Consider the following 22058-nt stretch of genomic DNA (forward strand, 5'->3'; position numbering starts at 1 on the left):
CGCGTGACAGCCGCAGGGGGCAATTTTGGACGCCGATCCCCCACCTCAGAGGGTCAACATTGCATGCCGAAACACAGCCGGGTTCTCGGTGAACAGCATCGCCCGTGTCACGCCTTCCTCAGTTGACCGCGCCGATAGAGGAATTCGCAACACAGACCTTGGACCGACTCAGGAACCGCGCGCTGAAGCGTGGCAAGAACCTGACGGAATTGTCCGACGAGGCGCGGCATGACGTGCGGATCGCCCTGAAGAACCTGCGTTACGGCGCCGAATTTTACCGCGGACTGTTCGGCCGTCGCCGGGACCAACAGGGTTACCTGCGCACGGTTTCGAAGCTGCAAGATCTGCTCGGTGCCCACAACGATGCCGTGACTGCTAAGCAGTTCCTGAGTGAACTGGCAGCCGTGAATGCCGTCGGTTTCGAGAAGGCATCGGGGTTCATTCTCGGCTGGCAAGCGCGGGGCACTACCCTGGCCGATGACGCGTTGGGGGCGGCCTGGAAGACATTCAAACGGGCCAAGCCGTTCTGGGGCTGATCGGGCGCGTCCAACCGCTACCCGTCACTGGCTGCGCTGTTGCCACGGAGCGGGAGCGAGCGGAGGGCGTGCTTAGTGTCTGCCAAGCGGCTTGCCTAGGTCGATTTCAGGGGATGTGCCGCTTCGACGCTCTCTCGATCCTCACAATCTTCACGTGTCGGTTTCCAGTCGTGTAACCCTGCGCATGAGGCGGTCGTCTGGCATGTGGATGAGTTCGCGGGCGACAACGAGGAATTGATCCTCGCCGAGGTCGAGCTGGAGCATCCGGATCAGTCGGTCGACCTGCCATCATGGGTGAGCGAGGAAGTCACTCACGATCAGCGGTAGCGGAACTCGCGGCTCGTGGACAATCCCCAGGATGAAACATCAAACGAACGTGAGTGCTCGGAACGAGCGAAGTGAGCGTCTCGGTGCCCGGTCCGACGGCGGCACCGTCCCGGTCCAAGCGATGGTCGTCTCAAGTTCCGTCCGTTCCTATCGAACCGCGATGCCCAACCAGTTCTTGGCGGCTCCGAGACTGTCGAAGGTATGCTCCGGCTCGGTGAAGGGTGTCGGCAGCTCGACGGTGAGCATTTCTTCCAACAGCTCAACAGTCCACGTCGTCGTCGCGGAATGGCCCCCGTTATTCACGAGGCTCGCAATCACGGTCCCGTGCCGGAGGACGTCGTAGCTGCCAGGGGCCAGCCGTTGCAGTTCATACGCCATTCCGAGGCCCCTTCATGATTCTCGTGCCAGCATAGCCGGACGCCATGACGGATTCACTCCGTTTCCGTAACCCGGTTATGGATCGCTTGGATTGCGCTCGCCAACAAGCGGTTGCCCCCTGCGACCTGCTCACGACGGCAGCGGCTTGCCGGCCTGCTCCTGGACGATGTACTCCGCGTACCAGTCCGGCCAGTTCTCGTCGTGCTGCCCACCGGTTCGCTTCTCGTGCTCCCCATGCGCGGACGCAGCGCGGCGGAGTGCGGCCGCGAGATCCGCCACGGAGATGAATGGCGTGCTCTCCGCGTCCACGCGCCCGGGCAGCCGCGCTGTGACCTCCTGCAACAGCCAGCCGTTGCCGTCCGGATCGCTGAACGTGGCGAACGAGTTGTAGCTGCGCCGCTCCGGGTCCGGTCCGCTCAATGGGCCCTCCCCGATCGCCGCGCGGTGGAACACCTCGCTGACATTGGCGCCGCGAGCGGCGAGATCGGCGCGCGCCGCCGCGATGTCGTCGACGACGAGATACATTCGCTGTGCCGAACCCGGCTCCGCCGATGTCACGCCCATACCGAAGTGGATCGAGCACGGCGATCCCGGGGCGTGAACTGGACGACACGGAATGCATCGCCTTTGACGAAGTCGGCATCGAGCCGCCATCCCAATCCACCGTAGAAGGTCTTGGCACGCTCGACATCCGCAACGGGGATGACGATGACCTCAAGCTTCAAGGCGACCGCCTGCGGGCCTGGAGCGTCTGCTGCGGGCCTGTCGCGTACCTGGGTATCGGTATCGCTCATGAATGCCTCCTTCGGTTGGATGCCAAGGGAACGACGACGCATGGCCACTCGTGAGCCACGCTCACGCCGGCTGCTTCAACACGGCAGGATCGACGGGCAGCCGCCGCAGGCGCTTGCCCGTCGCCGCATGGATCGCATTGGTCACCGCGGGCACGATGGCGGAGGTTCCCGCCTCGCCCATCCCGCCGGGTGGTTCGGCACTCTGGATGATATGGACATCGATCATCGGCGCCTCGTTCATCCGCAGCATCTCGTAGGTGTCGAAGTTCGCCTGCTCGACCCGTCCGTCCTTGAGTGTGATCGCGCCATGGAGTGCCGCCGTGATGCCGAAGATGACGGCGCTCTGGATCTGGGCCCTGACGGTATCGGGATTGACCACGATGCCGCAATCGACCGCGCAGACGACCCGTCGGACGCGGACCTCGCCGTCCTTCGAGACCTCGACCTCGGCCACCTGGGCCAGATAGGTCGCGAAAACCGATTGCAGCGAGACACCGCGCCCCGTCCTGTCCGGCAATGGCTGCCCCCAATCGGCCTTGTCCGCCGCCAGCGCCAGCACCGCCTTGGCCCGTGGGGCCCGATCGAGAAGGGCGAGCCGGTACGCGACCGGGTCCTGCCCGGCCGCTGCTGCCAGCTCGTCCATGAAGCTTTCCGTCACGAACACGTTGTGCGACGGTCCGACGCTGCGCCAGAAGGCGGTCGGGATACCTGGGGGTTCCACCCGTACATATTCGACGTGGACGTTCGGAAGATCATAGGCCAGGTCGATTGCGCCTTCGGTGGTATCGGGATCGAGACCGTTGTTGAACGCTGGCGGCAGCCACCGGGCAATGACCGACGATCCGGCGAAGCGATTGTTCCAGGCGACCGGCCTGCCTTTCCCGTCGAGGCCAGCGGAGATCCGGTCGAACCAGGCAGGTCGGTACATGTCGTGCTGGATGTCCTCTTCACGCGTCCAGACGACCTTGACGGGACCCGCGACCTGCCGGGCGATCTGCACCGCCCGCGCGACGCCGTCGGCCTCGAGGCGCCGTCCGAATCCGCCGCCGATGAGATGATTGTGGACGACCACCTTGTCCAACGGCAGTCCGGCAGTGCTCGCCGCCGCGGCCTGCACCCGTGCGAGGGCCTGGGTGCCGACCCAGATCTCGCACCCGTCTGGGCGGACATCGACCGTGCAGTTCATCGGCTCCATCGTGGCGTGCGCCAGGAACGGAAGCTGGTATGACGCTTCGATCCTGCTGGCGGCGCTCGCCATGGCCTGAGTGACATCTCCGGTGTCCTGCGCCACCGCACCGGATCGGAGCGTCGCCCGTTCGAGCTCGGCCATGATCGCATCGGTGTCGAGCGCGGCGTGCGGACCGTCGTCCCATTCGATCGACAGCGCCGCCAATCCCTTCTTCGCCGCCCCCATGTGATCGGCCACGACGGCAACGGCATCGTCGAGCCGCACGATCTGACGCACGCCCGCGACCGCCATGGCGGCGGTGTCGTCCACGCTCTTCAGGCGGCCGCCGAAGACGGGCGACTGGGCCAGGGTGGCGATCCTGACCCCCGGAGGACGGGCATCGATACCGTAGACGGCCGTTCCGTTGACCTTCGCCGGCGTGTCCAGACGCTTGGCCGGAGTACCAATGAGCCGAAACTCCCCGGGACGCTTGAGCACGACGTTCTCGGGCACCGGCATGCGGGCGGCATCGGCGGCCAATTCGCCGTAGGTGTTCCGTCTTCCCGTCGGGGAGTGATGAACCTCACCGGCCTGGGCCTGGCAGGACGCCAGATCGACACCCCATCGCCTCGCCGCAGCCTCTACCAGCATGAGCCTGGCAGTCGCGCCAGCCTGGCGCAGCGGCTGCCAGGCGGCGCGGATCGCGTTCGAGTTGCCGGTCGCCTGCACACCAAGCAGGGGATTGGCATACAACCGCTCATCCGGCGGCGCATGCTCCAGCGTTATCTGGTGCAGCCCGACCTCCAGCTCCTCGGCGATCAGCATCGGGATGGCGGTATAGGTACCCTGGCCCATCTCGACGTAGGGCATGGTCAGGATGATGCGTCCGTCGCCGCCGATGCGGATGAACGCATTCGGCACGAACTCGCTGGAGTCAGCCGCTTCGGCCGCGTTGTCAGCGCACGGCAGGCGCAGGCTCAGCATCAAGCCTCCGCCGGCGGCCGCGGCAACCTGGAGAAACCTGCGCCGGGAGAGCTGGTACACCGAGCCGGCCTGTTCCGGATCGGCTGGGCGGGATGTCGCGTGATTGAGGGCCATGGTCAGCCTCCGTGTCAGATCGATTCCGCGGCCTGCTTGATTGCCTCGCGGATGCGAAGATAGGTCCCGCAGCGGCAGATGTTGCCCGACATGGCGTCGTCGATATCGGCATCGGTCGGGCGCGGGTTGCCGGCCAGGAACGCCATGGCGGACATGATCTGGCCGGACTGGCAGTAGCCGCACTGGACGACCTCGCGATCGAGCCAGGCCTTCTGGACCCTGGCGCCCAGGGCCGTCGCGCCGATGGCCTCGATGGTCGTGATCTCGGAGTTGCCGATGCTGTCGACCGGGGTGACGCAAGACCTCGTGGCGGCACCATCGACGTGCACGGTGCAGGCGCCGCAGAGCGCCATGCCACAGCCGAACTTGGTGCCCGTCATGCCGAGCACGTCGCGCAACACCCAGAGAAGCGGCGTGTCACCCTCGACCTCGACATTGTGCATGTTTCCGTTGACTTTGATCATGAAGGTCATGGGGTCCTTACCTTCCGCCGTTCGCGGCAAACGCCAGTGCTTTCCCAGTCATGCCCGATCAGCATCCACCACGGCCCTGGCGAAGGCCTGCGGCGCTTCCTGGGGCAGGTTGTGACCAATCCCGCCCGTGATCAGGCGGTGCTCGTACCTGCCGGTGAACTTGCCCGCATAGGCTGTCGGATCGGGGTGAGGTGCGCCGTTGGCGTCACCTTCCAGCGTGATCGTCGGCACGGCGATGGCCGGAAAGGCGGCAAGGCGCCGTTCCAGGGCGTCGTGCTCCGGATCCCCTTCCGCCAGGCCAAGCCGCCAACGGTAATTGTGGATCACGATGGCGACGTGATCCGGATTGTCGAACGCCGCTGCGCTGCGCGCGAACGTGGCCTCGTCGAACGCCCATTTCGGCGACGCGAGCTGCCAGATGAGCCTGGCGAACTCGCGCCGATACCTGTCGTAGCCGGCGCGGCCGCGTTCGGTCGCGAAATAGAACTGGTACCACCATTCAAGCTCGGCCTTCGGCGGCAGCGGCATTCTGCCGGCCTCCTGACTGCCGATCAGATAACCGCTGACGGATACCATCGCCCTGCACCGCTCCGGCCGGAGCACAGCGACTATGTTGGCCGCCCGCGCTCCCCAATCGAACCCGGCAAGCGTCGCCCTCTCTATCTTAAGCGCATCCATCAGTGCGATGATATCGACGGCGAGTGCCGACGGCTGACCGTTGCGAAACGTTCCACCGGACAGAAAGCGGGTCGAGCCGTACCCACGCAGGTAAGGCACGATCACCCGGTAACCCGCCGATGCCAGCATCGGGGCGACATCGACGAAGCTGTGAATGTCGTAGGGCCAGCCGTGCAGGAGAAGGACCACGGGACCATCGGCTGGCCCCGCTTCCGCGTATCCGACGTTCAGTTCGCCGGCATCGATCTGCTTCAGCGGCCCGAACGGCATGTTTGTGCCCGGCCCGCGTGCCCCGTCCGCCTGGGCCTGCGCCGAACCCATCGTGAGGAGTTCAGTGCCTGCAACGGTCATGGCCATCAGGCTCAGCAAGCGGCGACGCTCATGGTTGGCTCCTGCGGACATTGGCTTCCTTCCTCAAGCGCAAAGATGTGAAAGCTGCCCGGACTTCCCCGGTGATGAGCTCCGGTGAGCAACTCAGCCAACCGATTTCGCCTCGGCATGTAATGACGCGATCAATTCGGCGGTGGTCAGGATGGCATGGGCGTAGGTCGGCCCATTGAGCTTGTGCGCGGCATGCATCATCTCGGGCGAGTAGGCGGCCGTCGCATCCGTGACCAGGGTGACGTGATAGCCCAGCTCCATGGCGAAGCGGCCGGTGGACTCGATGCAGGTGTTGGCTATCAGGCCAATGAGGATCACTCTCTCGACCCCGTGCTGCTTGAGCTGCTGGTCGAGGTCGGTGTTGGCGAAGCCGCTCTGGGCCCAATGCTCCTTGATGATGACGTCGCCCTCGCGCGGCCCGAATTCCGGATGCCACTCGCCGCCCCAGGTGCCAACGGCGCAGAGTTGGCTTGCGCCGGACCTGATTTGAGAGGGATTGACATGCTTCCAGCGCCGGTAGTCTCCAGGGCCCCAGCGATGATGAGGCACGATGAAGACCTGGATGTTCCTCTCTCGGACGGTCGCGACGATGGCCTTCAGGTTGTCGATCAGGCCAACCTGCTCCGCGACGTCCTTCACCCGCGGCCACAGCTTTCCGCCCTCGGAGAGAAAGTCGTTATAGGGATCGACGAACAGCAAGCCGGTCCGGGTGGGGTCGTAGGCTGGTCTCGTCATTCAGAACCTCCCGCGGATTGATCATCACGTTCTCGCCCTGTCGAAGTCGACGCCTTCAGTTCGATTGGCGGAGTGGCCTGAACGCGTCCCTGAGCTCGGCGCTGAACAGTTTGGGCTGTTCCCAGGCCGCGAAGTGGCCGCCCCTGTCGACCTCGTGGAAGTAGATCAGGTTGCGATAGGCACGCCGGGCCCATGTCTCCGGAGCGCGATAGCTTTCGCCCGGAAAGACCGTGATCGCCACCGGCAAGGAGATCTCGTCCGTTTTCTGTCCCGCCGCAATGGCAGGGCTGCCTCCGCCCGTCTCCCAGTACAGGCGCCCGGCCGAGGTCGCGGTGTTCGTCAGCCAGTACAACGAGACTTCGTCCAGGACCTCATCCGGCGACTTTTCGGGATCGCTGCCGTCATAGGTCCATTTCGTGAAGCCTGGATGCCCGAGCATCCAGGCGGCGAGGCCGGCAGGTGAGTCCGTGACGGCATAGCCGATCGTCTGCGGCCGCGTCCCCATCATCACGGCATAGGACCGATTCCCCATCTTCGCTGCTGCGCTGAGCTCGTCGAAGGTCATGCGTTCCTTCTCGGACAGTCCGGCCGGCGCAGGCCCGCCGACCGCGAGCGCCGCAGCCGCCTCCGGTGGGACGATCGCCGGCAGGTTAATGTGGATGCCGAGCAGGCCGGACGGCGCCAAGCGCGCCAAAGCGCTGGAGACCGGGGAGCCCCAGTCGCCGCCCTGGGCGACATAGCGGGTGTAACCGAGGCGCTTCATCAGCTCCGCCCAGGCTCGTGCAATGCGGTCGGGCCCCCAACCGGTGTCCGTCGGCTTGCCGGAGAAGCCGTAGCCCGGCATCGACGGGATCACCACGTCGAACGCGTCCTCCGCGCGGCCGCCATGGGCCGTCGGATCCGTGAGCGGGCCGATGACCTTGAGCTGCTCGAGCACCGAGCCCGGCCAGCCATGGGTGATGATCACTGGCAAGGCGTTCGGCTGCCTCGAGCGGACATGGATGAAGTGGATGTCGACGCCGTCGATCCGGGTCACGAATTGCGGGTAGGCATTCAGCTTCGCTTCCGCCTTGCGCCAGTCGTAATCGCTGCCCCAATACGCAACGAGCGGCTTGAGCTTCGCGAGTGGAATGCCCTGCGACTGGTCGTTGACCGTCTCCCGGTCGGGCCAGCGTGTCGCCGCAATGCGGCGGCGGAGATCGGCCAGTTGCTCGTCCGGTATTGCAGCCTGGAACGGTCGGATCGCGGTGTCCTGGCTCACGGCACCGGCCGGAGCGGTTTGCGCGGCCGGGGACGCCGGGGGCCAGCCGACGGCGAGCGTGATTGCCGACATGGCGAGGAGTTTCGCAACAGGAGGCATCAGGCGGGACATCGTCATTCTCCTTGGCGGTCGAAACAAACCACGCGGTACAGGAGCGACGCCGACAAGGGTTAGGGACCGGAAGCGGCCTCTTGGGAGCCTGGTCGAACACACGACTTAATGCAAGTGAACAGGATACGCCTCTGACACTGGGTGACAAGCGAAGGGACATTGGGATCGCGAGCCCTATACCTTAGGTGTGCAACCGAACCCCAGGCCCCACCGGCGCCGGAATACCGAAAGGTCCATCGCACGACCTGCCGATTTCGAGGGAACCCGTCCATGGCTGATCGCGTCCACAACGTCCTGTTTCTCTGCACGGCCAATGCAGCCCGCTCGGTTCTCGCCGAGGCGCTCCTGAACGATCTCGGCAGGGGCCGGTTCCGCGCCTACAGCGCCGGGAGCCGGCCGCTCGGCAGCATCAATCCCTACGCGCTCAATCTCCTGCGCAACTTCGGCCACGACACCTCGGCCTTGCGCCCGAAGAGCTGGGATGAGTTCGCCACACCCGTCGCACCGCAGATGGATCTCGTGTTCACCGTCTGTGACAGCGCGGCCAATGAACCCTGCCCGGTCTGGACGGGTCATCCGACGACCGCGCACTGGGGCGTTCCCGATCCCAAGGCCGCCACGGGATCCGAGGCCGAGATCGCGCTCGCCTTCGATGACGCCTATCGCATGCTGCGGCGCCGGATCGAACTCCTGCTGGCGCTCCCGATCGGATCCATCGATCAACTCACTCTCGAGGAAAGCCTGCGGGAGATCGGGAAGTCCGATCCCGATGTCCGCCCTGCCCACGAGCAGACCATCCAGTGAGCGGACGGATCAGCATGGGCGGTCCGCGCCTTCATTCGGTCCAATCGAAATCGTCTTCCCGGGCATTCAGCATCGCGGCCAGGGTATGCAGACCAGTATCGAGCTGATCCATCGTCGGCGCCGCCAGCGCCAGCCTGACGGCATTCGGGGCATGGCCCGGCGTGACGGCGAAGGTTGTGGACGGCGTCAACGCGATGTCGCGCCGGGCCGCGGCCGCGACAAAGGTCTGCGAGCGCCAATGGGCCGGCAGCATCAGCCACAGATGGTAGGATTTTTCGTTCGTCTGGATCTCGAAGGCCGAAAGCCGATCGGCCACCAATTTCTGACGTGCGCGGGCATCGAGGCGCTTCAGTCGCGAGAGCTCGGCAACGACGCCCTCATTCATCAGCCGCTCCGCCGCGGCCAAGGCGAAGCCCGAGGCAGTCCAACCGCCTGACCGGACCGACGTCCTCACGCTTTCACGCAGCCGCTGCGGCGGCACGATGAAGCCAAGCGCCAAGCCGGGCGCGATCTTCTTGGAGAGGCTGTCGATGACGATGCAGGAGTCCGGCGCGAGCGCAGCAAGCGGCGGCTCGTCGTCGAGAAAGCCGTAGACATTGTCCTCGATCACCGGAAGGTCGAGCGTCTCGACGACGCGCACGAGATCGGTCCTGCGGCCTGCGGGCATCGTCATTCCCAGGGGATTGTGGACTGCCGGCTGGACGTAGATGGCCGAGAGATGGGCCTCACGGTGCGCCTTCTGCACCGCGTCCGGCAGGACACCGTCCTTGTCCATCGCCAGCGGCACCAGCGCAATCCCGAGCCGGGCGGCGATCCCCTTGATGAAGGGGTACGTCAGGGCCTCCACGCCGCAGCGGCCGCCCGTGGGAACGACCGCGGCGAGCGCGGCGGCGATGCTCTGCCGGCCGTTGCCCGTGAAGACGAGTTGCTCCGGGGAGACGGACCATGCGCACTGCGACAGGTGTTTGGCGGCGACGCTCCTGACCGCCGGCGTGCCGACGCTGGTCGCCTGTCGTAAGGCGGCATCGAGCGCCTCGGATGTCTCCAGGCCCTCCAGGCTTTTCGCAATGAGCGCCGTCTGATCGGGAAGCAACGGGTAATTGAATTCCAGATCAATCCGGATGCCGCGCGGTTCGCCGGGCGCCGCTACGCCTTGCTTGGCCTCGCCCGCGACGAAGGTGCCCCGGCCGACCTCGCCGACCACGAGGCCGCGGCGCAGCAGCTCCGCATAGACGCGGCTCGCCGTGGAGGCTGCGATCCCGCGCTCGTAGGCGAAGCTGCGCTGGGGCGGCAAGCGGTCGCCCGGCTTGAGGGTGCCGTCGGCGATCTCCGCGGCGATGGTGTCGGCCAGCTTCAGGTATTCGGATGTCGACATAATTGCACCGAGAGCAATGTTTTGATTGCTCCGAGTATCATAGGGGAGCATTCTGCCTGCATCAACCCGATTGTACCGGGAATGGCGTTGAGCCTCGTGGCCAAGGACCAGGCGGTAGCGCACGAGGTGCTCACGCCGACGGCGCCGCATTGCCGCGAAGCAAGCCCTGGAGACCAGACATGTCCGCAACCCTTTCGACGATCATCCACCCTGCCGCAGCGACGAGCCCCGGCTCAAGCCTTCGGACGGCCACCGCCTACTGGAAGCGGATCAGGCGCCATTTCGTCGATCGCGCGGCCATAGCGCACCTCCGCGACCTCGATGACGACGCACTCCGGGACATCGGCCTCGCCTATTCCGAGATCGAGGCGGCGGTCCGCGGCTTCATGACGGCTCCGAACCGGACGAGGCTATGATGATCGCCGTCCCGGCCGCGCCGGAGCTGACGGCGGCCACGATCCTGGTCGTGTTTGCCGGCGTCTTCCTGATCTGCTTCATGAAGGGTGCGTTCGGCGGCGGCTTCTCCATCGTCGGCATTCCGCTGCTGTCGACCGTGATGGATCCGGTGACCGCCGGCGGCCTTCTCGCACCGTTGCTGGTGGCGATGGACCTGTTCGCCTTGCGCTACTGGAAGCCCGCGACATGGTCGAAGCCGGACCTCATACGGCTGTTGCCGGGGCTCGTGATCGGGATCGGGTTCGGCTTCCTGCTGTTCCGCGCTCTCGACCATCGCGCCATCGCGATCGTGATGGCCGCGGTTACCCTGGCCTTCGTCGGCCTGTGGCTCGTGGGCGGCGCGAATGTCACGATCCGTCCGCGGTCGTCACCGAAGGCGGTCGCGGCCGGCGTCGCATCGGGCATCAGCACCATGGTGGCGCATTCGGGCGGACCGCCGCTCGCGATGTATCTGCTGCCGCTCGGCCTCAGCAAGGACGTCTATGCGGGAACGACGAGCCTGTTCTTCACGGTCGGCAACGCGACCAAGGCGGTGCCGTGGCTGCTGCTGGTGCGACCGGCGGGTATTGATTGGGAACTGATGGCAGCCTGCCTGCTCGCCATCCCCAGCGGCGTCTGGCTCGGTTGGCGGTTTCACGGAAGGTTGGACCAGCGCGAGCTCTATCGGGCCTGTTACGGATTGCTGGTCGTGACGGCGTTGAAGCTGTTGTGGGATGGTGTGTCCGGCTATTTCGCTTGAATCGAGACCGCTTCTGTCTGCGGCGGGTCGCGCCCATGTGGCAGTGGTGTCATCCAGGAGATACTTTGATCCTGATCATGAAGGGACCCGGCTCCAATGGCTAACCAAACACGGGATTCTCTGTTTCTGGACGATCTGCACGTCGGCCAGACCTTCACGAGCCCATCGCACGGACTGGATGCGGAACAGATCAAACGGTTCGCGCGAGAGTTCGACCCGCAGCCCTTTCACCTCGATGAGGCCGCCGCCGCCCGATCGCTCTTCGCCGGCCTTGCTGCCAGCGGCTGGCACACGGCCGCCGTCACGATGCGATTGCTCGTCAGCGGCGGCGCGCCCATCGCCGGCGGCCTCATCGGCGCGGGGGGTGAGATCGCGTGGCCCAAGCCGACCCGTCCCGGCGACGAACTTCATGTCGTCAGCGAGGTCATGGAGATCATTCCCTCCCGTTCGAAGCCGGACCGCGGCATCGTGGTGTTGCGGAGCGAGACCCGCAATCAGCGCGGCGAAGTCGTTCAGGTGCTGACGTCGAAGCTCGTGGTTCCGCGGCGCCCGTCCACCTCGGCACCTGACTCAGGCCGGTGAGCTACCGGCCACGGTGCGATCGCGACGGCAGCCGTTCAGGAACAGGTTTGCGCACATCCTGGCCCGCGCGGCGATCTCGTCCGCATCGGGTGCGGGACGCTGCCCCAGCATCACGGCACGCTGCGGCTCCATGACCATCATGCCGCGCAACATATCGGCGGCGACACCGGGATCGTCGAGGGCGATCAGCCCCCGGTCGCATTGCCGCCTGAGCCAGCCCTCGATGGCCTCCCGGGTGCGCCGGAAGGCGCCCTCGTAGAAGGCCGACCCGAGTTCCGGAAAGCGGTCGCTCTCACTGGTGACGAGCCGGGTGATGGCGATGACTTCGCCATCAAGGGCCAGAGTGCCATACGCGCCCAGTATGCGCTCGAGCGCCGCCTCGAGCGCGAGGGTGCCGACTTTGGTCTCGTCGATGGCCAGCATGAACCGGCCGATCCGTTCGGAGCACATGCTCTTGAACAGATCCGCCTTGGTCGGGATCAGGCGGTACATCGTCTTGGTCGAGACGCCGGCCCGCTGGCCCACGGCCGCCATCGTGGTCGAGGCGTAGCCGTTTGTCCGGAACTCCAGCGAGGCGGCCTCGAGGATCAGGTGCCGGGTCTCCTCATCGGAGCGGATCGGCGGACGCCCACGGGATCGTCGGACAGCATGCTCATTTTGTCGCATGACCATTTTCCAAAATACCGTTGACGGATGCCGCCGCCAAGCGCATTTTAGAAAATAATAGTTTTCCATAAAAAAGCCAAGTGCATTTGGGGGTTCGCGGGATCGAAAGGACCCGAACGATGACCCAGCATCCGACAGCCTTCACCATCGAGAAGGCAATCCCGGCCGCCGAGGCGGTGCCCGACCTGGTGCCACCACGCGAGCTCCGCGCTCCCACTCCGGAGCCGAAGTCCCCGCCGACTGGCGATGTCGCCAGCTCACCCCGCAAGCGCTCCGTCCGCAAGCTGTTGCTCATCGGCGCGAGCCTGGTCGCCGTCGCCGGCGCCGCGGACTTCGGCTGGCGGTACTGGAGTGTCGGGCGCTTCCACGTCTCGACCGACGACGCCTACGTCAAGGCCGACAGCACCACGATCGCCCCGAAGGTCCCCGGCTACATCGCCTCCGTGCTGGTGGGCGACAACGAGGCCGTGACGGCCGGCCAGACCCTGGCCCGCATCGACGACCGCGACTACAGGGTCGCGCTCGAGCAGGCCGAGGCCGATGTCGCGGCCGCCAAGGCCAACATCGGCAGCAAGCAGGCCGCGATTGCCGCCCAGCAGTCGGCGATCGAAGCGGCCAAGGCCACCATCGCGGTCGACGAAGCCAACGAGACCTTCGCCGAGCAGGAGGACAAGCGCTACGCCGAGCTTGCCGCCAAGGGCTACGGCAGCCTTCAGAATGCGCAGCAGGCGGCCGCGCGCATCGCCGCCGCCCGTGCCTCGGTCGTGCGCGCCAATGCGGCCCTCGCCAGCGCAACGCGACAGCTCGACGTGCTCCAGGCCGAGCTCGGGCAGGCGCAGGCCGCCCTCGGCCGCGCCGAGGCGGTGCAGGACCAGGCGCAACTGAACCTCTCCTACACCGCGATCGTCACGCCGATCGATGGCGTGATCGGCAACCGCACGCTGCGGGTCGGCCAATACGTCCAGGCCGGGACGCAGCTCATGGCCGTGGTCCCGACGCAAGCGGCCTATATCGTCGCCAACTACAAGGAAACGCAGCTCACCGACGTGCGCGCCGGTCAGCCGGTGAACGTCGAGGTCGACACCTTCCCCGGCCGTGTCTTCCGGGGGCGCGTCGACAGCCTCTCGCCTGCGAGCGGCCAGGAATTCGCGCTGCTGCCGCCGGACAACGCCACCGGCAACTTCACCAAGGTGGTCCAGCGCATCCCGGTGAAGATCGTCCTCGACACCGGCGCTCCCCTCGCGGTCGTGCTGCGCCCGGGCATGTCGGTCTATCCGACGATCGACACCAAGGCCGAGGCCACGCGCATCGCGTCCGTTCCCGACCGCAACAGCTAGGACCTGAACGACCCACGCAGGAGACATGTCATGTCCACCGCGACACCGACGATGATACTGCACACTCCCCGCCCCGCGCCGGCGGCCGCCACCCCGTCCGACAAGGCGAGCCTCACCTCCTGGATCGCCGTCCTCGCCGGCATGATCGGCGCGTTCATGGCGATCCTGAACATCCAGATCACCAACGCCTCGCTCCTCAACATCGAGGGCGGCATCGGCACCGGCGTCGACAACGGCGCCTGGATCTCGACCTCCTACCTCATCGGCGAGATCGTGGTGATCCCGCTGACCGACTACCTCAGCCGGGTGTTCTCCTTTCGGCGCTACATCATCACGAACACGCTCCTGTTCGCGCTGTTCTCGATGGCGTGCGCCTTCACGCACGATCTCGGCTCGATGATCGTCATGCGCGGCCTGCAAGGCTTCGCCGGCGGCGTCCTGATCCCGATGGCGTTCACCATGGTGCTGACCAAGCTGCCCAAGGCGCAGCAGCCGATCGGCCTCGCCCTGTTCGCGATCTCGGTCACCTTCGCGCCCGCCATCGGCCCGACCATCGGCGGCTACCTGACGGAGAACTACGGTTGGCAGACCATCTTCTTCGTGAACCTGCCGCCCAGCATCGTCATGGTCATCGCACTCGCCTACGCGCTCGAGAAGACGCCGATGCAGCTCTCCCTGCTCCGGCAGGGCGACTGGGCCGGCATCGTGACCATGGCGATCGGGCTCTCGGCGCTGCAAACCGTGCTCGAGGAAGGCAACAAGGACGACTGGTTCGAGTCACCCTTCATCTTCAACCTGGGCATCGTGGCCGTGGTGTTCCTGGCCGCGTTCGTGGTCATCGAACTGACGCTTCAGAAGCCGCTCGTCAATCTGCGCCTCCTGAAGCGGCGCAACTTCGGCATCGGCGTGCTCGTCAACGTCCTGGTCGGGTTCGCGCTGTTCGGTACCGTCTTCATCCTGCCGCAATACCTGGGCCAGGTGCAGCACTATAACGCCGAGCAGATCGGCAACGTGCTCGCCTGGACGGGTCTGCCGCAGTTGCTGCTCATCCCGCTCGTACCGCTGCTGATGAAGCGTTACGACGTGCGTTACATCGGCTTCGTCGGCATCGGCATCTTCGCCGCGAGCTGCTTCATGAACATCTCCTTGTCGCTGGACAGCGCGGGCGATCAGTTCTTCCTGCCCAATGTCGTGCGTGCCATCGGCCAGGCCCTCGTCCTGACCCCGCTCAGCAGCATCACGACCGCCGGCATCGCTCCGAGCGAGGCGGGCGAGGCGTCGGGGCTGTCGAACATGCTGCGCAACCTCGGTGGCGCTGTGGGCACCGCGACGCTCGCGACGGTCCTGACCAAGCGCGAGCAGTTCCACTCCAACATCATCGGCCAGTCGGTCACGCTCTACCGCGACGAGGTGCGCCAGCGGATCGATGACCTGACCCAGTACTTCATGGCGCATGGCGTGGCCGATCCGGCGGCTGCGCACCATCAGGCGCTCGCGGCGATCGGCGCGACCGTCCGCCGCCAGGCCCTCATCATGGGCTTCAGCGACACCTTCGCCGTGATCGGCACGTTGCTGGCGATCGCGGCCGTCGTGCTTCTCTTCGCCCGCAAGGCCGAGGCCGGGAGCGGCACGGATGGCGGACATTGAGACGGCACCGATCACGGAACGAATTCCGGCACGGGCTCGCAACCATGAGGTTCACGGGGCAAGGCCGGTGCATCACTCCAGGTCGCAGATGAACTGGCGCTCGGCACCGCAGCGCTTGCAGACCTGGCTTGACACGGCGGGCACACGGGTCGGGCGATGGTTCAGGAGATCGGCCTGCTCCTGCGCCAGCCATTGATGGCCAAGGACAAGGCATGGCAACCGTTTCAAGGTGAACATCGTGAACTCCTTGCCAGTGTCAAACATGAGCACACAATCAACCCGTGTCTCTCACTAACCCACCCAGAGGCGCGAACTTGGCCCCAGTGCTGCTTGCATCGATGCTAGTGGGCCATGAGAGGCTCGCTGGGTGTTCTCTCGCAGATCCACTTCACGGCCTTTCGTGTGCGTTCGGCGAACGGCTCGTCGAAATCCTGCGGCTCCCTGATCAGCAGTTGCAGGCAGATACTCTGGGCCGGCAGCACATGGCACCAGTCGTGGATGAGTTGCTTGTAGCTCCGTCCGACAGCCCGGATGTTGCGGTCCAGGTCATACAGGCCGAGCGGGTTGACGGTGCCGTTCTCCTCGCGCAGGGCGGTGTCCCAGTCGACCTGATGGGTGAGCGAGTACCACGTGAAGCCGATCACCGGCACGCCGGAGTTGCGCACCCGCAGGACGTTGGACCACTCCTTCCAGAGCCACTTGACCGCCTCGTCCCCGCGAGGTCCCTCCTTGACGTTCGTCTCGGTATGCATCACCGGCAGCTTATAGCGGTCGTGGTACTGCCGGGTGATCTCAGCATAGCCGAAGACCTCGTCGGAGGCGCTGCTGTGCCCGTTGGCCGAGACGAGGTGCTCGTTGGTCACGTAGTAGTCGTTGCCCATGATGCAGTGCCGCTTGAGGTTGGCCCGCATGAAGAAGTCGTATTCCTCCCGGCCCATTCCGTTGTCCATGAGATAGACGAACATGTCCGAGTCCACCCGCCGGCCGTAGGTGAGGTCGAGCGGCAGAAAGCGGCGGGCGTTGTAGAACTCGGCGAGTGGGATCGCGTTCGGGCAGTCAGGGTGAAAGTGCTCGGAGGACTCGCTCTGGATGAAGATGGCGTCGGCACGGACGTCGAGGATCGCCCCCATGGCGAGAACGTTGGCCTTGACGATGTGCTTCAGGGCCGTGACGAAAGCCCGATCGCTTGCGAGTTGCTCCTTCCACCAGCCATAGGCGGCCGAGAACGCGGCGCAGACGAACATCTCGTTCACCGGCGTGTAGAGCTGGACCCAGGGAAAGCGCTCGGCGAAAGCCTGCGCATACCCGGCGAAGAGCTCGGGAAAGTCGGGGTTCTGGAAGTTGCCGACCCAGTCGGGCACCCCGAAGTGACAGAGGTCGACGATCGGCACGACGTTGCGCCGGTAGAGGTCACCGAAGGTCTCGTCGCAGAAGTCCCAGTCGTAGCGCCCCGGCCCGCGCCAGGTGGTGTGGATCGGCGGGCCATACCGCAACACCCTGATGCCGACGTCATCGAGCAGGTCGAAGTCCGTCTTCCAGAGGGTGTAGTGCCCGCACTTTTCCATCTCATCGATGCGAGTCCGGCCCCCGTTGATGGTCGGATAGCTGTTCTCGATCCCCGTGGCGAACAGAAACGTCGAAGCGGTCATGGCAGACCTCCGTCATGATGGAACGGCACGGATCGGGCACCCTCCAAGTTCGGGATGGTGTCCATCCAGCGGCCAAGTGGAAATCGCTGTTCAACGCTTCTGATACGGGTGGAAGATGTAGTCCTTGGCCTTGACGGCCACATGGCACGCGTGTCCGCAATCCGAGGGACTGGGATCGGCTGCGAACCTGTCGGATGCGGGGTCATAGTTGAACAGCGCATAACCCCAGCCGCCGCTGTCCGGAAACCTCTTGGCGTCCTTTTCGATGACGAAAGCCTGCGAGAAGACGTCCGGCACGTCCACCACGAAGGGCGCCTCCGTGCTCTTCTTCGGCTTCCACTGGAGTTTCGCGATCCTGGAGCCGTCCGGGAACGGCTGGCCGTTGCCCGGAACGCCGGCCTTGTACGCCGCGATCATGGTCGGATTGGCGACGATCACCTTGAGCACTTCGTCGGTCCGGGCGGACGAGACCACCGCCCAGTCCTCGTAGCCCCTGAAGTCGGAGAACGCGATGCCGCCCGGCGAAGTCAGCGCGTATTTGTCCTGCGCGTAGACGGCCGTGCCCAGGGCCAGCACTGCCGTGGAGATTGCGATCGTGAGGTTGCCTTTGGACTGCATGGCCGATCCTTCCACATTTGCCGAAGGAGAGGACGCCCCGATTCATCGCCGGGGTGACGCCCATTATGAAGCGCAAATCGAAAAGCGTCATCTTACCGGTTGAGCCGCATCGACCTTGGGTTGCGCGAGAAAATTGTCCTATAACTGGCGCTCGTGGACGGCGAGCTGGAGCTCATGCAGCGCCGTTCGTCGAGAGTGGCGTGGGTCGTGTGCGGCGCGGTCCGTGCGACGGAACCGATCCGGTGACGCCGCATCGCGATACCCTCGGCTGCCGCGCCCTGTTTCGGGAGGCGGGATCGCTCGGGGTCGGTGTCACGGCGCACTGGAGCGTGATGGCAACCGTCGAGCACCTGTCCAATGCGGGCCTGTGCGCGGGCAACCGCGGCCTGACCAATGTCGGGCTGCGGGTCGGCTATACCTCCTGACGGAGCCGGGCCGATCGGTCCCGGTCGGCCGGATTTGATCCCGGTCTAATCCGGAATACCGTCGGCCCGTGCCTTCGGATCCCAATAAGGCGGATTGCCAAAGGTTCGTCTCAGGTGGTCCGCAAGGGCACGCAGTTTCGCGGACGGATTGCGGCCCTCGGGATGGGCCATGTAGATGAACTCCGCTTCCGGCTTGAAGCCGACGTCGATTTCCGAAAGGATCCCGTCCCGGACGGCAGGGCCGGCGATGAACGCGGGCAGCAACGCAATGCCGAGGCCGGCGATCGCCGCATCGCGCATCATGTCGCCATTGTTGATGCCGAGAGCCAGCTTGCCCCGGACGACGATCGCACCGTCAGGCGTCTCGAAACGCCAGTCGGCGACCCCGCGATTGGTGTAGAAGATGCCGCGATGACCATCGAGGTCCGTAAGGGTTGCGGGCATCCCATGGCGAGCAAGATAGTCGGGCGACGCCGTCAACAGCCGACGACTGGGCGCAAGCGTCCAGGCGACGAGGCGGGAATCGGCAATAGCACCGTGCCGCACGATCGCATCATAGCCGCCGGATGAAACATCGACCCGCCGGTCATCCAGGTCGAGGGTCAGTTCGATTCCGGGATGCCGGGCCAGAAAGGGGTAGAGCGCCGGACCGAGGTGCATCCGCCCGAAGGTGACGGGTGCGGCGATCCTGAGTGGGCCGGTGAGCGTCCCCCGCCGCTGCGCCATGTCGGCCGCCGCCTCGTCGATCTCACGGATGATATGTCGGGCACGGTCGAGAAATGCCGTGCCGTCCTCGGTCAGCGCCAGTTTGCGCGTCGTGCGGCGCAGCAGCGGTCCTCCAAGCGACCTTTCCAGCTCTGCCAGTCTTTCACTGATGACGGATTTTGACAGGCGCAGGCGCCGGGCCGCTTCGCTGAGTGAGCCACCCTCCACCGCCGCCACAAATGCGGCAATTCCTTCGATCCTGATCATCGTTCGGATTTCCGAATTCCAGTTCCGTGAACTGCATTCTATTCCGAACGACAGGGCGGGGCCATCTTGCCGTCATCGCACGAGACGCACGTCTCGCATCGGATATCGGAGATGGGACAATGGAACGCCTGAACAACAAAGTCGCTATCATTACCGGCGCCAGCTCCGGCATCGGCCGGGCCACCGCGAAACTCTTCGCCGCCGAAGGTGCCCAGGTCGTGGTCGGCGCGCGCCGGCAACGCGAGCTCGACAGCCTTGTCGATGAGATCCGCTCAGCCGGCGGCGGCGCCGTGGCCGTCGCGGGTGACGTCCGCTCGGAAGACTATCACGGGACGCTCGTCGCGACTGCCGTCAGGACCTTCGGCAAGCTCGACATCGCCTTCAACAATGCCGGCATCCTCGGTGAGCTCGGCCCCAGCACGGGTGTTTCGGAGGCGGGCTTCCAGGAAGCCCTCTCCGTCAACCTGACCGCCTCGTTTCTCGCCGCCAAGCACCAGATTGCCGAGATGGTCAAGAGCGGCGGCGGTTCGGTGATCTTCACATCGACCTTCGTCGGCTACAGCTTTGCCTTTCCCGGGGTCGCGGCCTATGCCGCCAGCAAGTCCGGACTGATCGGGCTGACCCAAGCGCTCGCCGCGGAATTCGGTCCGCAGAACGTACGCGTCAACGCGGTCCTGCCCGGCGCGGTCGATACCGACATGTATCGCGACATGAACGATACCGCCGCCAAGCAGGCCTTCGTCACCAACCTGCATGCGCTCAAGCGCGTTGCGGTGCCGGACGAGATCGCCCGCTCGGTTCTGTACCTTGCCTCGGACGATGCGAGCTTCGTCACCGGCACGGCGGCATTGCTGGACGGCGGCGTCTCGATCACCAGGACCTGACGGTCACCCAACCGCGCCGCCATGACTTGGGCGATCGGATCGAGCCGGCGATGACCGTCTTCAGACGTCGGCGACGCCAGTCTGCTTGCAACTTCGCACACCCTGGAACGCGCTCGAACGCCTAGGGGTATACTGGATGCCTCAAGGCATCTCACGATGAGGTCACACGATGCATGGATTTCTGCTTGGAGCTGTCGCTGCGCTGATGCTGTCGGTTCCCGCAGCCGCAGATGTTCTATCCTTTCCGGCCAACTTCCAGACACAGGACATCGAGGCCAACGGCGCAACGCTTCATGTGCGGAGCGGCGGTCGTACTGATTCATGGCTTCGGCGATACCGGCGATATGTGGGCCGCCTTGGCAACGGACCTGGCCCGTGATCATCACGTGATCGTTCCCGACCTGCGCGGCATGGGTCTCTCCTCGCATCCACCGGAGGGCTACGACAAGCGCACCCAGGCGGCGGATGTCCGGGCGGTGTTGACCGCGCTCGGCGTCGACCGGGCCGCGATCGTCGGCCATGACATCGGAACGATGGTTGCCTACGCCTACGCCGCCCGCTACCCGGACAAGACCGAGAGGTTGATCGTCATGGATGCGCCCGTTCCGGGTGTCGCGCCCTGGGAGACGATCGTTCGTAACCCGCTGCTGTGGCATTTCGATTTCGGTGGACCGGATGCGGAACGGCTCGTGGCGGGGCGGGAGCGGATCTATCTCGACCGGTTCTGGAACGAGTTCGCAGGCGATCCGGCAAAGATCGACGAGGAGGTCCGCGAGCATTACGCCGGGCTCTATGCCCGCCCCGGCGCCATGCGCGCGGCGTTCGCCCAGTTCCGCTCGATCCGGCAGGATGTCGAGGACAACAAGGTCGCGGTGGCTACGAAGCTCGCCATGCCTGTGCTCGCCATTGGCGGCGAGAAGTCCTTCGGGGCGTACGAGGCAATCGTCATGCGCAACGCGGCCACCGATGTGACGGAGGTGGTCATTCCCGATGCCGGCCACTGGCTTATGGAAGAACAGCCTGCCGCGACAATGGCTGCGGTCAGGACGTTCCTCACGCCCCGGCGATGAAAGCCGGCGATCCGTGGAGGATTGTTATGACCCGACGGTGATGGCGGCATGCCTTGACTGGTTCACTCGTCTTCCGCCGGCCAGGATGCGAAACGGACGCCCGCAAGCTGACTTGTTCCGGTGAATCTGCTACGATGCTCCCGTCGTTGCGACCGGGCCCGAATGGTTCGACGGACGCTCCTCTGGCCCGCCACCAGCCTCATCGCGAGACGACGGCGCCGGCCCTGCCGGCCGGCTCCCTGGCAAGGGATCACATCCCCATGACCTACATCACCACCAAGGACGGCACCCGGATCTTCTACAAGGACTGGGGTGCCAGGGGCGCTCAGCCGATCATGTTCCACCATGGCTGGCCGTTGAGTGCCGATGACTGGGACAACCAGATGATGTTTTTCCTGGCGGAAGGATATTGACCCGCCCCCGCCGATTGGTCCGGTTGGAATGTTAATGGAGTGACGGCCTCGACGCCAGCGCGGGCGGCGGTGCTGGTTGGGGTTGGTGAGCCGCTCGGGCGGACATGGCGGGCACGAAGACCTCCGGGGCTGGCGCCTTGTACCCGAGGGATCCGTGAGGCCTCAGGGTATTGTAGTGGCGGCGCCAGCTTTCGATCACGATCTTCGCCTCCTTGAGCGAGTAGAAGATCTCGCCATCGAGCAGCTCATCCCGAAGACGGGCATTGAAGCTCTCGATGAAGCCGTTTTCCCACGGACTGCCTGGAGCGATGTAAGCTGTCTTCGCTCCGACAGCAGCGATCCACTCCTGGACGGCCTTGGCGACGAACTCCGCGCCGTTGTCTGACCGAATGTGCTTGGGCACGCCGCGCAGGATGAACAGATCCGAGAGAACATCGACCACATCGACGGCTTTCAGTTTGCGGTTCACCCGGATGGCCAG

At 65.3% G+C, this 22058-nt stretch carries 23 protein-coding genes and 3 pseudogenes; 12 read left to right on the forward strand and 14 right to left on the reverse strand.

The genetic code is table 11. From position 1 onward, the window contains the following. Positions 1-104 precede the first annotated feature (104 nt). Both JKL46_RS29930 and JKL46_RS36465 read left to right on the forward strand, forming a co-directional pair. Entirely contained in the window at positions 105-536 is a 432-nt protein-coding gene (locus tag JKL46_RS29930) for a CHAD domain-containing protein (protein WP_201841128.1), read from the forward strand. A gap of 204 nt (positions 537-740) precedes the next feature. Then, on the forward strand, positions 741-863 hold the full coding sequence (locus tag JKL46_RS36465) for a CYTH domain-containing protein (protein ID WP_281400185.1): 123 nt from the start codon (positions 741-743) through the stop codon (positions 861-863). 147 nt (positions 864-1010) lie between these two features. On the opposite strand, the gene JKL46_RS29935 is transcribed toward JKL46_RS36465, so the two are convergent. The 7 genes and pseudogenes from JKL46_RS29935 to JKL46_RS29965 all read right to left on the reverse strand — a co-directional run bounded on the left by JKL46_RS29935 (position 1011) and on the right by JKL46_RS29965 (position 7946). After that, the gene (locus tag JKL46_RS29935) at positions 1011-1241 is read right to left on the reverse strand and encodes a hypothetical protein (protein WP_201841130.1); all 231 of its coding nucleotides are present in this window, start codon (positions 1239-1241) and stop codon (positions 1011-1013) included. A gap of 129 nt (positions 1242-1370) precedes the next feature. Next, a pseudogene (locus JKL46_RS29940) lies at positions 1371-2035 on the reverse strand (VOC family protein). A 61-nt stretch (positions 2036-2096) separates the two neighbouring features. Further along, positions 2097-4301: a xanthine dehydrogenase family protein molybdopterin-binding subunit gene (locus JKL46_RS29945; protein WP_201841132.1), complete on the reverse strand. Its 2205-nt coding sequence runs from the start codon at positions 4299-4301 to the stop codon at positions 2097-2099. Between the two features lie 14 nt (positions 4302-4315). Further along, positions 4316-4774 carry a (2Fe-2S)-binding protein gene (locus JKL46_RS29950; protein ID WP_201841135.1) on the reverse strand — a complete coding sequence of 153 codons (459 nt, stop codon included), beginning with the start codon at positions 4772-4774 and terminating at the stop codon, positions 4316-4318. A gap of 48 nt (positions 4775-4822) precedes the next feature. Further along, on the reverse strand, positions 4823-5854 hold the full coding sequence (locus tag JKL46_RS29955; RefSeq protein ID WP_201841138.1) for an alpha/beta fold hydrolase: 1032 nt from the start codon (positions 5852-5854) through the stop codon (positions 4823-4825). A 72-nt stretch (positions 5855-5926) separates the two neighbouring features. Continuing rightward, positions 5927-6568 carry a cysteine hydrolase family protein gene (locus JKL46_RS29960; protein ID WP_201841141.1) on the reverse strand — a complete coding sequence of 214 codons (642 nt, stop codon included), beginning with the start codon at positions 6566-6568 and terminating at the stop codon, positions 5927-5929. A 55-nt stretch (positions 6569-6623) separates the two neighbouring features. Next, on the reverse strand, positions 6624-7946 hold the full coding sequence (locus JKL46_RS29965) for an epoxide hydrolase family protein (RefSeq protein WP_425493330.1): 1323 nt from the start codon (positions 7944-7946) through the stop codon (positions 6624-6626). A gap of 264 nt (positions 7947-8210) precedes the next feature. Between JKL46_RS29965 and JKL46_RS29970 the strand changes: the two genes are divergently transcribed. After that, entirely contained in the window at positions 8211-8744 is a 534-nt protein-coding gene (locus JKL46_RS29970; RefSeq protein WP_201841147.1) for an arsenate reductase ArsC, read from the forward strand. Between the two features lie 31 nt (positions 8745-8775). Here the strand turns inward: JKL46_RS29970 and JKL46_RS29975 are convergent, their stop codons facing one another. After that, positions 8776-10119 carry an aminotransferase-like domain-containing protein gene (locus JKL46_RS29975; RefSeq protein ID WP_201841150.1) on the reverse strand — a complete coding sequence of 448 codons (1344 nt, stop codon included), beginning with the start codon at positions 10117-10119 and terminating at the stop codon, positions 8776-8778. Between the two features lie 179 nt (positions 10120-10298). Between JKL46_RS29975 and JKL46_RS29980 the strand changes: the two genes are divergently transcribed. The 3 genes from JKL46_RS29980 to JKL46_RS29990 all read left to right on the forward strand — a co-directional run bounded on the left by JKL46_RS29980 (position 10299) and on the right by JKL46_RS29990 (position 11896). Continuing rightward, positions 10299-10535, forward strand: coding sequence for a YjiS-like domain-containing protein (locus JKL46_RS29980; protein WP_201841153.1), 237 nt, complete (start codon positions 10299-10301; stop codon positions 10533-10535). Beyond that, entirely contained in the window at positions 10535-11314 is a 780-nt protein-coding gene (locus tag JKL46_RS29985; RefSeq protein WP_201841186.1) for a sulfite exporter TauE/SafE family protein, read from the forward strand. The genes JKL46_RS29980 and JKL46_RS29985 overlap by 1 nt, the downstream gene beginning before the upstream one ends. Before the next feature lie 96 nt (positions 11315-11410). After that, a complete protein-coding gene (locus JKL46_RS29990; RefSeq protein ID WP_201841156.1) occupies positions 11411-11896 on the forward strand; it encodes a MaoC family dehydratase in 486 nt (161 codons plus the stop codon). On the opposite strand, the gene JKL46_RS29995 is transcribed toward JKL46_RS29990, so the two are convergent. Further along, complete coding sequence (locus JKL46_RS29995; RefSeq protein ID WP_201841159.1) at positions 11885-12562, reverse strand: TetR/AcrR family transcriptional regulator; 678 nt, start codon at positions 12560-12562, stop codon at positions 11885-11887. The genes JKL46_RS29990 and JKL46_RS29995 overlap by 12 nt on opposite strands. 119 nt (positions 12563-12681) lie before the next feature. On the opposite strand from JKL46_RS29995, the gene JKL46_RS30000 reads away from it, so the two are divergent. Both JKL46_RS30000 and JKL46_RS30005 read left to right on the forward strand, forming a co-directional pair. After that, the gene (locus tag JKL46_RS30000) at positions 12682-13899 is read left to right on the forward strand and encodes an HlyD family secretion protein (RefSeq protein WP_201841162.1); all 1218 of its coding nucleotides are present in this window, start codon (positions 12682-12684) and stop codon (positions 13897-13899) included. Between the two features lie 30 nt (positions 13900-13929). Next, positions 13930-15546, forward strand: coding sequence for a DHA2 family efflux MFS transporter permease subunit (locus tag JKL46_RS30005; protein ID WP_246529630.1), 1617 nt, complete (start codon positions 13930-13932; stop codon positions 15544-15546). 72 nt (positions 15547-15618) lie between these two features. Here JKL46_RS30005 and JKL46_RS30010 read toward each other — a convergent pair whose 3' ends face one another. The 3 genes from JKL46_RS30010 to JKL46_RS30020 all read right to left on the reverse strand — a co-directional run bounded on the left by JKL46_RS30010 (position 15619) and on the right by JKL46_RS30020 (position 17813). After that, positions 15619-15783, reverse strand: coding sequence for a hypothetical protein (locus JKL46_RS30010; protein WP_201841165.1), 165 nt, complete (start codon positions 15781-15783; stop codon positions 15619-15621). A 104-nt stretch (positions 15784-15887) separates the two neighbouring features. Next, on the reverse strand, positions 15888-17195 hold the full coding sequence (locus JKL46_RS30015) for a family 1 glycosylhydrolase (RefSeq protein ID WP_201841169.1): 1308 nt from the start codon (positions 17193-17195) through the stop codon (positions 15888-15890). 90 nt (positions 17196-17285) lie between these two features. Beyond that, positions 17286-17813 carry a cytochrome P460 family protein gene (locus JKL46_RS30020; RefSeq protein WP_201841172.1) on the reverse strand — a complete coding sequence of 176 codons (528 nt, stop codon included), beginning with the start codon at positions 17811-17813 and terminating at the stop codon, positions 17286-17288. A gap of 65 nt (positions 17814-17878) precedes the next feature. Here JKL46_RS30020 and JKL46_RS30025 point away from each other — a divergent pair, with 65 nt between their 5' ends. After that, a complete protein-coding gene (locus JKL46_RS30025; RefSeq protein ID WP_201841175.1) occupies positions 17879-18238 on the forward strand; it encodes an acyloxyacyl hydrolase in 360 nt (119 codons plus the stop codon). Positions 18239-18283: 45 nt separating this feature from the next. Here JKL46_RS30025 and JKL46_RS30030 read toward each other — a convergent pair whose 3' ends face one another. Continuing rightward, the gene (locus JKL46_RS30030) at positions 18284-19210 is read right to left on the reverse strand and encodes a LysR family transcriptional regulator (RefSeq protein WP_201841178.1); all 927 of its coding nucleotides are present in this window, start codon (positions 19208-19210) and stop codon (positions 18284-18286) included. Between the two features lie 119 nt (positions 19211-19329). On the opposite strand from JKL46_RS30030, the gene JKL46_RS30035 reads away from it, so the two are divergent. The 3 genes and pseudogenes from JKL46_RS30035 to JKL46_RS30045 form a co-directional block, all read left to right on the forward strand. Beyond that, the gene (locus JKL46_RS30035) at positions 19330-20094 is read left to right on the forward strand and encodes an SDR family oxidoreductase (RefSeq protein ID WP_201841181.1); all 765 of its coding nucleotides are present in this window, start codon (positions 19330-19332) and stop codon (positions 20092-20094) included. A 205-nt stretch (positions 20095-20299) separates the two neighbouring features. After that, positions 20300-21164 (forward strand): annotated as a pseudogene (locus JKL46_RS30040) (alpha/beta fold hydrolase). Between the two features lie 260 nt (positions 21165-21424). Beyond that, a pseudogene (locus JKL46_RS30045) lies at positions 21425-21574 on the forward strand (alpha/beta fold hydrolase); the annotation flags it as partial. Positions 21575-21608: 34 nt separating this feature from the next. Here the strand turns inward: JKL46_RS30045 and JKL46_RS30050 are convergent. Beyond that, positions 21609-22058: integrase core domain-containing protein (locus JKL46_RS30050; protein WP_201841184.1), on the reverse strand; the 450-nt coding region annotated here is incomplete at its 5' end.

It is taken from the genome of Microvirga zambiensis WSM3693, from assembly GCF_016735695.1.
Classification (GTDB): domain Bacteria; phylum Pseudomonadota; class Alphaproteobacteria; order Rhizobiales; family Beijerinckiaceae; genus Microvirga; species Microvirga zambiensis.

Bases quoted from the DNA above. Each gene is read 5' to 3' on its own strand.
- JKL46_RS29935 (WP_201841130.1), bottom strand. From the start codon at position 1,241: ATGGCGTATGAACTGCAACGGCTGGCCCCTGGCAGCTACGACGTCCTC.
- JKL46_RS29945 (WP_201841132.1), bottom strand. From the start codon at position 4,301: ATGGCCCTCAATCACGCGACATCCCGCCCAGCCGATCCGGAACAGGCC.
- JKL46_RS29950 (WP_201841135.1), bottom strand. From the start codon at position 4,774: ATGACCTTCATGATCAAAGTCAACGGAAACATGCACAATGTCGAGGTC.
- JKL46_RS29955 (WP_201841138.1), bottom strand. From the start codon at position 5,854: ATGTCCGCAGGAGCCAACCATGAGCGTCGCCGCTTGCTGAGCCTGATG.
- JKL46_RS29960 (WP_201841141.1), bottom strand. From the start codon at position 6,568: ATGACGAGACCAGCCTACGACCCCACCCGGACCGGCTTGCTGTTCGTC.
- JKL46_RS29965 (WP_425493330.1), bottom strand. From the start codon at position 7,946: ATGACGATGTCCCGCCTGATGCCTCCTGTTGCGAAACTCCTCGCCATG.
- JKL46_RS29970 (WP_201841147.1), top strand. From the start codon at position 8,211: ATGGCTGATCGCGTCCACAACGTCCTGTTTCTCTGCACGGCCAATGCA.
- JKL46_RS29975 (WP_201841150.1), bottom strand. From the start codon at position 10,119: ATGTCGACATCCGAATACCTGAAGCTGGCCGACACCATCGCCGCGGAG.
- JKL46_RS29980 (WP_201841153.1), top strand. From the start codon at position 10,299: ATGTCCGCAACCCTTTCGACGATCATCCACCCTGCCGCAGCGACGAGC.
- JKL46_RS29985 (WP_201841186.1), top strand. From the start codon at position 10,535: ATGATCGCCGTCCCGGCCGCGCCGGAGCTGACGGCGGCCACGATCCTG.
- JKL46_RS29990 (WP_201841156.1), top strand. From the start codon at position 11,411: ATGGCTAACCAAACACGGGATTCTCTGTTTCTGGACGATCTGCACGTC.
- JKL46_RS29995 (WP_201841159.1), bottom strand. From the start codon at position 12,562: ATGCGACAAAATGAGCATGCTGTCCGACGATCCCGTGGGCGTCCGCCG.
- JKL46_RS30000 (WP_201841162.1), top strand. From the start codon at position 12,682: ATGACCCAGCATCCGACAGCCTTCACCATCGAGAAGGCAATCCCGGCC.
- JKL46_RS30005 (WP_246529630.1), top strand. From the start codon at position 13,930: ATGTCCACCGCGACACCGACGATGATACTGCACACTCCCCGCCCCGCG.
- JKL46_RS30010 (WP_201841165.1), bottom strand. From the start codon at position 15,783: ATGTTCACCTTGAAACGGTTGCCATGCCTTGTCCTTGGCCATCAATGG.
- JKL46_RS30015 (WP_201841169.1), bottom strand. From the start codon at position 17,195: ATGACCGCTTCGACGTTTCTGTTCGCCACGGGGATCGAGAACAGCTAT.
- JKL46_RS30020 (WP_201841172.1), bottom strand. From the start codon at position 17,813: ATGCAGTCCAAAGGCAACCTCACGATCGCAATCTCCACGGCAGTGCTG.
- JKL46_RS30025 (WP_201841175.1), top strand. From the start codon at position 17,879: ATGAAGCGCAAATCGAAAAGCGTCATCTTACCGGTTGAGCCGCATCGA.
- JKL46_RS30030 (WP_201841178.1), bottom strand. From the start codon at position 19,210: ATGATCAGGATCGAAGGAATTGCCGCATTTGTGGCGGCGGTGGAGGGT.
- JKL46_RS30035 (WP_201841181.1), top strand. From the start codon at position 19,330: ATGGAACGCCTGAACAACAAAGTCGCTATCATTACCGGCGCCAGCTCC.